Source organism: Micromonospora psammae (assembly GCF_036902725.1).
GTDB lineage: Bacteria > Actinomycetota > Actinomycetes > Mycobacteriales > Micromonosporaceae > Micromonospora.
This window is the reverse complement of record NZ_JBAKHM010000014.1, coordinates 20949-31509: the sequence shown is the minus strand read 5'-3', so window position 1 is coordinate 31509 and position 10561 is coordinate 20949. Positions and strand designations below refer to the sequence as shown.

At 75.7% G+C, this 10561-nt stretch carries 11 protein-coding genes; 3 read left to right on the top strand and 8 right to left on the bottom strand.

The annotated features are described in order from the left end of the window. Positions 1-72 precede the first annotated feature (72 nt). Positions 73-915 (top strand): GNAT family N-acetyltransferase, encoded by an 843-nt coding sequence (locus V6U79_RS17725; RefSeq protein WP_442933793.1) that lies wholly within the window; start codon positions 73-75, stop codon positions 913-915. A 76-nt stretch (positions 916-991) separates the two neighbouring features. Here V6U79_RS17725 and V6U79_RS17720 read toward each other — a convergent pair whose 3' ends face one another. Together V6U79_RS17720 and lgt are read right to left on the bottom strand one after the other, a co-directional pair. Further along, complete coding sequence (locus V6U79_RS17720; RefSeq protein ID WP_334615223.1) at positions 992-2182, bottom strand: FAD-dependent oxidoreductase; 1191 nt, start codon at positions 2180-2182, stop codon at positions 992-994. Positions 2183-2191: 9 nt separating this feature from the next. Beyond that, complete coding sequence (gene lgt, locus V6U79_RS17715) at positions 2192-3364, bottom strand: prolipoprotein diacylglyceryl transferase (protein WP_334615222.1); 1173 nt, start codon at positions 3362-3364, stop codon at positions 2192-2194. Between the two features lie 102 nt (positions 3365-3466). Here lgt and V6U79_RS17710 point away from each other — a divergent pair, with 102 nt between their 5' ends. After that, positions 3467-4000 (top strand): NUDIX hydrolase, encoded by a 534-nt coding sequence (locus V6U79_RS17710; RefSeq protein WP_334615221.1) that lies wholly within the window; start codon positions 3467-3469, stop codon positions 3998-4000. A gap of 139 nt (positions 4001-4139) precedes the next feature. Here V6U79_RS17710 and trpA read toward each other — a convergent pair whose 3' ends face one another. From trpA to trpC, 3 genes are read right to left on the bottom strand one after another with little or no spacing between them, the layout of a single operon-like run. Then, positions 4140-4943, bottom strand: coding sequence for a tryptophan synthase subunit alpha (gene trpA, locus V6U79_RS17705; RefSeq protein ID WP_334522563.1), 804 nt, complete (start codon positions 4941-4943; stop codon positions 4140-4142). Positions 4944-4947: 4 nt separating this feature from the next. Continuing rightward, positions 4948-6174 carry a tryptophan synthase subunit beta gene (gene trpB, locus V6U79_RS17700; RefSeq protein WP_334522560.1) on the bottom strand — a complete coding sequence of 409 codons (1227 nt, stop codon included), beginning with the start codon at positions 6172-6174 and terminating at the stop codon, positions 4948-4950. Between the two features lie 37 nt (positions 6175-6211). Next, positions 6212-7015, bottom strand: a complete 804-nt coding sequence (gene trpC, locus V6U79_RS17695) for an indole-3-glycerol phosphate synthase TrpC (RefSeq protein WP_334522572.1) — start codon at positions 7013-7015, stop codon at positions 6212-6214. A gap of 483 nt (positions 7016-7498) precedes the next feature. On the opposite strand from trpC, the gene V6U79_RS17690 reads away from it, so the two are divergent. Beyond that, positions 7499-7774 carry a hypothetical protein gene (locus V6U79_RS17690; protein ID WP_334522558.1) on the top strand — a complete coding sequence of 92 codons (276 nt, stop codon included), beginning with the start codon at positions 7499-7501 and terminating at the stop codon, positions 7772-7774. On the opposite strand, the gene V6U79_RS17685 is transcribed toward V6U79_RS17690, so the two are convergent. The 3 genes from V6U79_RS17685 to hisI all read right to left on the bottom strand — a co-directional run bounded on the left by V6U79_RS17685 (position 7767) and on the right by hisI (position 10502). After that, positions 7767-8360: a Trp biosynthesis-associated membrane protein gene (locus V6U79_RS17685; protein ID WP_334615220.1), complete on the bottom strand. Its 594-nt coding sequence runs from the start codon at positions 8358-8360 to the stop codon at positions 7767-7769. The genes V6U79_RS17690 and V6U79_RS17685 overlap by 8 nt on opposite strands. Then, on the bottom strand, positions 8357-9910 hold the full coding sequence (locus tag V6U79_RS17680) for an anthranilate synthase component I (RefSeq protein ID WP_334615219.1): 1554 nt from the start codon (positions 9908-9910) through the stop codon (positions 8357-8359). Before V6U79_RS17680 ends, V6U79_RS17685 begins: the two co-directional genes overlap by 4 nt. A gap of 178 nt (positions 9911-10088) precedes the next feature. After that, a complete protein-coding gene (hisI, locus tag V6U79_RS17675) occupies positions 10089-10502 on the bottom strand; it encodes a phosphoribosyl-AMP cyclohydrolase (RefSeq protein ID WP_334522569.1) in 414 nt (137 codons plus the stop codon). Positions 10503-10561: the final 59 nt, after the last annotated feature.

Below are 10561 nucleotides of genomic sequence, written 5' to 3'. Positions count from 1 at the left end.
TTAGGGCGACCCCCGCAAGGCCAGTGCGGATTGATCACACCTTCCAGACTCTGGGACGTGTAGTCTCGCGCGGTGGATCCCCTGCACGGCGACCTCCTCGCCCGCCTGGAACGCTTCTACGACGCCGTCCCCCGGGACGTCGCGCGCGCGGAGGAGCACGGCGCGCTGGTGCTCTTCGTCCGGGACGGGGCCGGCTGGCCGTTCTACGCCCGTCCCCGGCTGGACGCCGCCGAGCCGCCCTCCCTCGCCGACATCCAGTCCGTCCGCGAGCGGCAGCGCGAACTGGGCCTGCCGGAGGCCTTCGAGTGGGTGCACGAGAACACCCCGGACCTGCTGGCGGTGGCCCGCTCGGCGGGGCTGGGCGTGCTGGAGGCGCCGCTGATGGTGCTCGACCCGGCCGCGCTGCCCGACCCGGCGACGCTCACCGACGTACCCCTGCGGATGCTGGACCCCGACGCGCCCGGCTTCGCCGCCGACGTGGCGGCCCGGCGGGCGGTCGCCGCGGTGGGTTTCTCCGCCGCCGGCACCGCGACCGGCGACGCCGGCCCGGCGGAGCGGGACGCCGCCGTCACCGAGCTGGACGTGGCGGCGCTGGACGAGGAGCGGACCCGGATCGCCGACGGCCGGCGGGTGTCGGCCCTGGCCGGCACCGCCGGCCAGGGCGCGCTGGCCAGCGGGATGGCGATGCGGGTGGACGACGTCGCGGAGATCGCCGGAGTCGCCACCCTGCCGTCGGCCCGCCGTCGTGGCCTCGGCGCGGCGGTCACCGCCACGCTGGCCCACGCGCTGCGCGACGCCGGCACCGACCTGATCTTCCTCTCGGCCGGCAGCGAGGAGATCGCCCGCGTCTACCTGCGGGTGGGCTTCCGCCGCATCGCCACCGCGTGCATAGCCGAACCCACCGCCCTCATCTGACCCGCCCTCTCCCCGGCGCTCACCCACGCGTCGATCATGAAGTTGGTGCGCCCACCTCAAGGACCGGGGGCCAGGGTCAGGAGGTCGGGGGCCGCCACTGGGCGGCGGCGGTGGCGGCGGTGGAGAGCAGGCGCGGGCTGATCGTGCCGAGGGCGGCGTCCCGGGCGCGCAGGGCCAGCCGGCCCCGGGCCTGGAGGACTGCCGACATCCGGCGGGTCTGCCGGACCACGGTGGCCGCGCGGGGGCGACGCAGCCGGTCGTACGCCCGCACGGCGTCGGGCAGCCGGGACTCGCGCAGCAACGACGACAGCGTCGCGGCGTCCTCGAAGGCCAGGCAGGCGCCCTGCCCGAGATGCGGCGGCATGGCGTGCGCGGCGTCCCCCAGCAGCACCGCCCCGCCGGGGCCGGCCGGGAAGCCGTACGCCCGGGGCAGCGGGCGCAGCTCCCGGACCTCCTGCTGCACGAGGTCGGCCGGGTCGGTGGCGTCGAGCAGCTCGCCGACCGGGGCGGGCCAGCCGGCGTACCAGCGCTTGAGCAGGGCGAGCTGGGTCTCCGGCGGCTCGGGGCGGGACGCCCCGACCGCCGTCGCCACCCAGTAGATGCCACCCCGGCGGGAGGCGCCGGAGGAACCGCGCTCGCCCAGCGAGGCGGCCACGAAGCGGTAGCCGGCGCCCAGCACCTCACCACCGACCGGCCGGTCGGTGGTGAGCCGGGGCGCCCGGTACCAGGGGATCACCGCCCGCCACGCCGCGCAGCCGGAGCTGACCACGGCCGCCTCCGGGGCGAGCTGCCGGCGCACCTGGCTGTCGGTGCCGTCGGCGGCCACCAGCAGGTCGGCCTCCACCAGCTGCCGGCCGGCGCCGACCGCCGGCCGCTCGCCGGGACCGACCCGCACGGTGTCCACCGCCACGCCGGTGCGCAGCTCCACCCGGTCGCCGAGGCCGGCGATCAGGGCGTCGTGCAGGTCCTCCCGGTGCACCACCACCGGCATCCGCTCCGCCGGGGTGGGCCGGGCCTGCACCAGCCAGTGCCCGTCCGGGCGGCGCACCCCGCCGTCGGGCAGCGGGGTGGCGATGGCGTCCAGGCCGGCGCCGAGGCCGAGGGCGTGCAGGGCGCGTACCCCGTTGGGCCAGAGCACCACGGCGGTGGGTTCCGGGCGGACCCGGTCGGCCCGCTCCAGCAGGGTGACCCGCCAGCCGGAGCGGGCCAGCGCGCCAGCCGCCGCCAGTCCGCCGAGCCCGGCGCCGACCACCACCGCGGTACGCATGCCGCGCGCTCAGCTGTCCCGGTCGGCGGGACGGGCACCCGCGGCGCCGGCCCGGTCGTCCCGCTCCGCGGCGTCGACGCGGTCGTCCTCGCCGTCGGCCTTCGCGGCGGTGTCGTCGGCGGCCGGCTCGTCGCCGGTCCCGGCCGCCGGCGCGGCGGCGGGCTCGTCGGGAAGCTCGCCGGTCTCCCGGTACGCCTCGAACTGTTCCTCGCTGACGACCCGGTAGCCCTCCGGCGCGACCGCCTTCGGACCCTGCTCGGTGCGGGAGAGGTCGACCTGGGACACGTCGCCGGCCGACGGCGCCGGGACCGCCGGAGCGCCCACCGGGACCAGGTACTCGCGGGGGCCGCGGACCCGCAGGAAGTAGACGAGGGCGCCGAGGAAGACCAGCCCGGCGGTCCAGACGTTGAGGCGCAGGCCCAGGATCTCGTTGGCCTCGTCGGTGCGGATCAGCTCGATCCAGAACCGGCCGACGGTGTAGCCCATCACGTAGAGCGCGAAGGCCCGGCCCCGGCCCAGCTTGAGCTTGCGGTCCAGAACGAGCACCAGGGCGACGACCCCGAGGTTCCACAGCGCCTCGTAGGCGAAGGCCGGGTGGTAGAGACCCGGCTCCCGGATCGGCTCACCGGCGTCGTCGCGCAGCGCCCGCCCGGGGTTGTCCGGGTCCATCCGGTGGATCTCCAGACCCCAGGGCAGGGTGGTCCGGCCGCCGTACAGCTCGTTGTTGAACCAGTTGCCGAGGCGGCCGATCGCCTGGGCCAGCGGCAGGCCGAGCGCGAGGGCGTCGGCGACCACCACGAGCGGGATGCCGAGCTGGCGGGCGGCGATCCAGGCGCCCAGCGCGCCACCGGCCACCGCGCCCCAGATGCCGAGGCCGCCCTCCCAGATGGCGAACGCCTTCATCGGGTCCCCGCCGGTGCCGAAGTACTTCTCCGGCGAGGTGAGCACGTGGTAGATCCGGGCGCCGATGATGCCGGCCGGGACGGCCCAGACGGCGAGGTCGAGCACCGCGCCGGGGGCGACGCCACGCTGGCGCAGCCGCCGATCGGTGAGCCAGCAGGCCACCACGATGCCGAGGATGATGCAGAGCGCGTACGCCCGGATCGGCACCGGCCCGAGCTGCCAGACAGCGGTGGTGGGGCTCGGCAGAGCCGCCTGAGGGGTCATCGAGGCGAGGGTCACGGGTGCACACGCTACCGCTGCGGACCGCTGTCGCGGCACCCCGGTCGGCGCGGTCGGGGCGTCGGATGACTTCTGGTTTGCACGGTCGTAGGCTCTTTGTCCATGAGCACGCTCACCTGGGCGGTCGCCGCGGTCGTCACCGACGACGCGGGTCGCGTGCTGCTCTGCCGCCGCGAGCCGGGCGGTCGTTGGGGACTGCCCGGCGGGCGGTTGCGCCGCCCGCAGTGCCCGACCGGCGCGGTGGCGGGCGCGGTCCGGCAGGAGATCGGGTACGCCGTCGAGGTGGTCGACCTGGTCGGCCTCTACCACCTCAGCGGCTCCACCTGCGGCGGGCCGCCGGCGTCGGACTCCCTGCCGGACGTGGTGGTGCACGTGTTCCGGGCTCGTGCCCAACCGGACGCGGCCCTCGCGCCGCCGGCCGGGTGCACGCTCTCCTGGCACCTGCCGGACCGGCTGCCGGCGGAGGTCACCCCGGTCACCCGCGCGGCGGTCGCCGACGCGGGGGTCGGGCGCTCCGGGGTGCTGCGCGACCTGCGCCCCGACCCGGCGACGGGCGTCCCGGCCACGCCGGTCCGGGCGGTCGATTCCGTGCCGCCCGCGCCGCGCGCCGGGTCGGACGTCCGACCCGGCCCCTGACCGGGGCACCCACCCCTGCGCCTGGGGGCGCGCCGGTTTGCGGCGTGTCGGGGTGTTCCGGCGCGAGGACACCCCGACGCGCCGCAAACCGAGTTGATCATGGAACGCGGACACCGGCGCGGCGACGACGCCGCGCGGGTCAGCGGGCCGGGTTGCGGACGCCCTCGGCGAGTTCGGCGCCGAGCGTGCGCAGGGCGGTCAGCCCGGCGGCCTGGTCCGGGGCGTCCAGGACGCAACGGACCAGCGCGCTGCCGACGATCACGCCGTCGGCGTACCCGGCGACCGTGCCGGCCTGCGCGCCGGTGCCCACGCCGAGGCCGACCCCGACCGGCAGGTCGGTGACCTCCCGCAGCCGTGAGACCAGGATCGGCGCGGCCTCGGAGGTCTTCGCCCGGGCGCCGGTGACGCCCATGATGGCGGTCGCGTAGACGAAGCCGCGGCAGTGCGCGGCGGTCATCTTCAGCCGGGCGTCGGTGGACGACGGGGAGACCAGGAACGTCCGGTCCAGCCCGTGCGTGTCCGAGGCGGCCAGCCACTCGTCCGCCTCTTCGGGGATCAGGTCCGGGGTGATCAGGCCGGTCCCCCCGGCGGCGGCCAGGTCGCGGGCGAAGGCGTCCACGCCGTACTGCTCGATCGGGTTCCAGTAGGTCATGGTGACCACCGGGGCGCCGGTGGCGGCGACCGCCTCGACGATGCGCAGCGCGTCCGCGGTGCGCACGCCCCCGGCCAGGGCGATGTCGCTGGCCTTCTGGATCACCGGGCCGTCCATCACCGGGTCGGAGTAGGGAATCTCCACCTCGATGACGTCCACCCCGGCCTCGACCATGGCGGTCATCGCGGCGATGCTGCCCTCGACGGTCGGGAAGCCGGCCGGCATGCAGCCGACCAGCACGGCCCGCCCGTCGGCGCGGGCCTTGTCGAAGGCCACCCCGATCCGGCTCATCTGTTCACTCCTTGTCGAGGATGCCGAAGTACTCGCCGGCGGTGTGCACGTCCTTGTCGCCCCGCCCGGAGAGGTTGACCACGATCACCGGCTCCCGGCCCAGCTCCGCGGCGAGCTGCGGACCGACCTTCAGCGCGCCGGCGAGCGCGTGGGAACTCTCGATCGCCGGGATGATCCCCTCGGTGCGGCAGAGCAGCTCGAACGCCGCCATCGCCTCCCGGTCGGTCACCGGCGCGTAGGTGGCCCGGCCGCTGTCGTGCAGCCAGGCGTGCTCCGGCCCGACGCCCGGGTAGTCCAGGCCGGCCGAGATGGAGTGCGACTCGACCGTCTGGCCGTCGGCGTTCTGGAGCACGTACGTCCGGGTGCCGTGCAGCACGCCGGAGGTGCCGCCGGTGATGCTGGCCGCGTGCCGGCCGGTCTCCACCCCTTCGCCGCCGGCCTCGAAGCCGTAGAGCCGGACGTCGGGGTCGCCGACGAAGGCGTGGAAGATACCCAGCGCGTTGGAGCCGCCGCCGACGCAGGCGAGGACCGCGTCCGGCAGCGCGCCGGTCAGGTCGAGGCACTGCCGGCGGGCCTCGTGGCCGATGCCGCGTACGAAGTCCCGGACCATCTCCGGGAACGGGTGCGGGCCGGCGGCCGTGCCGATCAGGTAATGGGTGTCGTCGACGTTGGCGACCCAGTCCCGCATCGCCTCGTTCATCGCGTCCTTGAGGGTGCGCGAGCCGGTGGTGACCGGGACGACGGTGGCCCCGAGCATCCGCATCCGGGCCACGTTCAGCGCCTGCCGCTCGGTGTCCACCTCGCCCATGTAGACCACGCACTCGAGGTCGAACAGGGCGGCGGCGGTGGCGGTGGCCACCCCGTGCTGACCGGCGCCGGTCTCGGCGATCACCCGGCGCTTGCCCATCCGCCGGGTGAGCAGCGCCTGGCCGAGCACGTTGCGCACCTTGTGCGCGCCGGTGTGGTTCAGGTCCTCCCGCTTGAGCAGCACCCGCGCGCCGACCTCGGCGGAGAACCGCTCGGCGGAGTAGAGCAGCGAGGGGGCGCCGGCGTAGTCGCGCAGCAGGGCGTCGAACTCGGCGAGGAAGCTCTCGTCGGTCATCGCCTTGCGGTACGCCGCGTCCAGCTCGTCCAGCGCCGCGACGAGGGCCTCCGGGACGAACCGGCCGCCGAACCGGCCGAAGTGACCGGCGGCGTCGGGAAGCTGGCCGGTCGGGGCGTTGGCGCTCATCGCGATGTCCTCTCGCAGCAGCGGGTGCCCGGCGCGGTCAGCGCACCGGGCGGGGCGTGGCCGGGTGGTTACCGGCGTTGACCAGCTCGGCGACCGCCTCGCGCGGGCTCTTCTGGGTCACCAGGCCCTCGCCCACCAGCACCGCGTCGGCGCCGGCCGAGGCGTACCGGATGAGGTCGTGCGGACCGCGGACACCCGACTCGGCGATCTTGACGACGCTGCTGGGCAGGCCGGGCGCGATCCGCTCGAACACCGAGCGGTCGACCTCCAGGGTACGCAGGTCGCGGGCGTTGACCCCGATCACCTGCGCGCCGGCCTCCAGGGCCCGGTCGGCCTCCTCCTCGGTGTGCACCTCGACCAGCGCGCACATGCCGAGCGACTCGATCCGCTCCAGGAGCCCCATCAGCACGTTCTGCTCCAGCGCGGCGACGATCAGCAGCACCAGGTCGGCGCCGTGCGCCCGGGCCTCGTGCACCTGGTAGCTGGAGACCACGAAGTCCTTGCGCAGCACCGGCACCCGCACGGCGGCCCGGACGGCGGCCAGGTCGTCGAGCGACCCGCCGAACCAGCGGCCCTCGGTCAGCACGCTGATCGCCCGGGCGCCGCCGGAGGCGTACTGCCCGGCCAGGTCGGCCGGGTCGGCGATCTCGGCGAGCCGGCCCCGGCTCGGCGAGGAGCGCTTGACCTCGGCGATCACCGCCACGCCGGGCTTGCGCAGGGCCGCGTACGCGTCCAGTGGCGGCGGCGCGGCGGCGGCCAGCTCGCGGATCCGCTCCAGCGGAACCTGCTCCTGTCGCCGCGCCACGTCCTCGCGGACGCCGGCCAGGATCTCGTCGAGCACGCTTGCGGACGCTGCCGGACCGGCCTCGTCCCCCTCCGCGTGCGCATGCTCAGCAGTCACCAACGGACTCCCCTCTCCGGGTGTCATGGCCCGATGCTAGGTGGCGCCACCTGGCTCCGGGTGCCGGGGGTATGGCGCTCCTCACGAAATGGGCTGTGGCATGATGGCCGACTTCCGGTGAACGCCGCGTCACGCAGCGCTGTCGCCACACCGACCGGCGTCACCCCGCCGGTCGCCGGCGCCGCGGGCCCGGGATCGTCACCCATGAGCCATGAGAGCACGCCGGCCCGGCCGGCGCATCGCGACGACGCCTCTCGATGCTGTGACGAAGCTCAAGGACGAACGGCCCTGTGCAGTTCGTTCCCCCCGAGGGACAGTTTGACCGGCTCGTCACCGACGCGAAACGTGAGCCGGGCAGCATCTTGCTCGGGCAGACTCGATGACGCGCCTGCCCACCGTCGGACCTCATCGTGCGGGGTGACCATGACCAACTCGGAGCCGAACTCCAGCATCGGACTGACCACCCTCTCCCGGACCGTCGCGTCACTCGCGGTCGGCGTGGTGCACACCCTCGAACGCGCCGTGGTCGGCGAGGCTCGGGTGCGCACCGCGCGGGGCAACGCCTGGGAGGCCGTCTGCGCCGACCGGGCCCGAGCCGACCAGCGCGCCGAACTGGACCGCCTGGTGGCCGAGCTCGCCGCCGCCCGCGCCGCCGCCCGGGACCGGCGCGACGTCCGGGACCGCCAGCCGGTCAGCTGACAGTCGGGTCCTCGCCCCGGTCCAGCGCGTCCCACGCCTCCCGGGTGCGGCCCCCGCCCGCCGTGGACGCCGCCCCGGCCCGGTCGCCCCGCTCGTAGCGGGCCCCCATCGCCGGCCAGGCGCCACCCCGCAGCGCGGTGAACGCCCCGCCGGCGGCGGCGAGCAGCCCGCCGACCAGGCAGAGGGCCGGCCAGTGCCGGCTCACCTCGCCGCCGAACGCCGCGACCAGGCCGTACCCGCCGCCAGCGGCGACGGCGAAGCCGAGCAGGGCGAGCAGCCCGCCCAGCACCCGCCGCGCGCGGCCGCGGGTGGCCAGCACCGCGCCCCCACCGGCGAGACCCACCAGCGCCAGCGCGGACACCCAGGGCAGCAGGTCCGCGCCGGACCGGTCCGCCCGGATCGCCGGCAGCCCACCGCGGGCGGTCACCTCGACCGACCAGGTCCGGGTCGCGGCCCAGAGCGCCAGGCCCGCGCCGGCCAGGCAGAGCAGCACCGCGTACGTCAGCTCGCGCCGGCCCCGCGCGGCGGGCGCGACGTCCGACGGGGCGGCCGGGGACGGCTCGGCGGGGATGCCCTGCCCGCTCATCGCGCCGGCCGGAGGGTCTCGGCGGCGGCGATCGCGGCGAGCACGGCCGCGGCCTTGTCGCGGGTCTCCCGGTCCTCGGCGAGGGGATCGGAATCGGCCACCACGCCTGCCCCGGCCTGCACGTACGCCCGACCGTCGCGCAGCAGCGCGGTACGGATGGCGATCGCCATGTCCAGATCACCGCCGAAGCCGAAGTAGCCCACGGTGCCGCCGTAGAGACCGCGGCGGACCGGCTCCAGCTCTTCGATGATCTCCATGGCGCGCACCTTCGGGGCGCCGGAGAGGGTGCCGGCCGGGAAGGTGGCGGCGAGGGCGTCGAAGGCCGTGCGGTCCTCGCGCAGCGTCCCCACCACGGTGGAGACGATGTGCATGACGTGGCTGTACCGCTCGATGGTGGCGAACTCAGGCACCTGGACGGTGCCCGGCCGGCAGACCCGGCCCAGGTCGTTGCGGCCCAGGTCGACCAGCATCACGTGTTCGGAACGTTCCTTGGGGTCGGCGAGCAGCTCGGCGGCGAGCCGGGCGTCCGCGGCCGGGGTGGCGCCGCGCGGCCGGGTGCCGGCGATCGGGTGCAGCAACGCCCGCCGCTGCCCGTCCGCCCCGGCGCTGACCTTGAGGTGCGCCTCCGGGGACGAGCCGACGATGTCGAACCCGTCGAAGCGCAGCAGGTACATGTACGGGCTGGGGTTGCTGGTGCGCAGCACCCGGTAGACGTCCAGCGGGTCGGCGTGGGTGTCCCGCTCGAAGCGCTGGGAGAGGACGATCTGGAAGCACTCGCCGGCCCGGATGGCCTCCTTGGCCGCCTCGACGGCCTTCGGGTACCCGCCCTCGACGGTCCGGCTGACCACCTCGCCGGCCGGTGGCCGGCCCACGGTGGAGATCATGGGCGGAATCGGCCGGGACAGCGCCGTGGTCATCGCGTCCAGGCGCCCCACCGCGTGGTGGTACGCCGCGGTGACCAGCGACGCCCGGTCCGGCGCGTCCAGCGGCGGCAGCACCGCGTTGGCGACCAGGAGCGCCGAGCCGTCGTAGTGGTCGAGCACCACCAGGTCGGTGGCGAGCATCATGCCCAGCTCGGGCAGGCCCAGGTCGTCCTCGGTCAGGTCGGGCAGCCGCTCGAAGCGCCGGATCAGGTCGTAGCCGAGGTAACCGACCATGCCACCGGTCAGCGGGGGCATGCCGCTGGCCGGGTCCCACACCGGTCCGGCGAGCGCCGCGACGGTCTCGCGCAGCACCCGGACCGGGTCGCCGGTGGACGGCACGCCCGCCGGCGGCGTGCCGGTCCAGACCGCGACGCCGTCCCGCTCGACCAGCGTGGCGCCGCTGCGCACGCCGATGAACGAGTACCGGGACCAGGCCATGCCGGCCGAGCCGACGCCCTGCTCGGCGGATTCCAGCAGGAACGTGCCGGGGCCGCCGGCCAGCTTGCGGTAGACCCCCACCGGGGTCTCCGCGTCGGCGAGCAGCCGCCGGGTCACCGGGACGACCCGCCAGCGCCCGGCCAGCTCGGTGAAGGTGCCCAGATCGGGGCTGAGCGCGCCGTCGGTCATGGCTGGGTCTGCCTCTCGTTCGCGACTGCGGGGCTCCGCTGCGCTGCACTCCTCGCGCTCACCGGGGCCTGCCTCTCGCTCGCGACCGCGGGGCTCCGCTGCGCTGCACTCCTCGCGCTCACCGGGGCCTGCCTCTCGTTCGCGACCGCGGGGCTCCGCTGCGCTGCACTCCTCGCGCTCACCGGGGGTCACTCCCTGTGACGGGCAGTGCGGTGAAGAAGCAGGTGCGGTGCCCGGTGTGGCAGGCCGCCCCGACCTGGTCGACGTCGACCAGCAGGGCGTCGCCGTCGCAGTCCAGCGACACCGAGCGGACGTACTGGTGGTGACCGGAGGTCTCACCCTTGACCCAGTACTCCCGGCGGCTGCGCGACCAGTAGGTGGCCCGGCCGGTGGTCAGCGTGCGGTGCAGCGCCTCGTCGTCCATCCAGGCGACCATCAGCACCTCGCCGGTGTCGTGCTGACGGACGACGGCGGCCACCAGCCCGTCGGGGTTGCGGCGCAGCTGCGCGGCGACGGCCGGGTCGAGGCGGGACGGGCGGACCGCGCCGGTCTCGGCGTCGGCGTCGCTCAGGGCGGAGTCAGGTACGGGCACAGTTCCCCATTGTCCCGCACGGGGAGCGGGAACCTGCGGCGCGTCCCCGCCCCGCCGGG

Excerpts from the sequence above, each read along its gene's own strand:
- trpB (WP_334522560.1), bottom strand. The coding sequence starts at position 6,174 with ATGAGCGCCAACGCCCCGACCGGCCAGCTTCCCGACGCCGCCGGTCAC.
- V6U79_RS17680 (WP_334615219.1), bottom strand. The coding sequence starts at position 9,910 with ATGACCGACGGCGCGCTCAGCCCCGATCTGGGCACCTTCACCGAGCTG.
- V6U79_RS17710 (WP_334615221.1), top strand. The coding sequence starts at position 3,467 with ATGAGCACGCTCACCTGGGCGGTCGCCGCGGTCGTCACCGACGACGCG.
- V6U79_RS17720 (WP_334615223.1), bottom strand. The coding sequence starts at position 2,182 with ATGCGTACCGCGGTGGTGGTCGGCGCCGGGCTCGGCGGACTGGCGGCG.
- trpA (WP_334522563.1), bottom strand. The coding sequence starts at position 4,943 with ATGAGCCGGATCGGGGTGGCCTTCGACAAGGCCCGCGCCGACGGGCGG.
- V6U79_RS17685 (WP_334615220.1), bottom strand. The coding sequence starts at position 8,360 with ATGAGCGGGCAGGGCATCCCCGCCGAGCCGTCCCCGGCCGCCCCGTCG.
- V6U79_RS17690 (WP_334522558.1), top strand. The coding sequence starts at position 7,499 with ATGACCAACTCGGAGCCGAACTCCAGCATCGGACTGACCACCCTCTCC.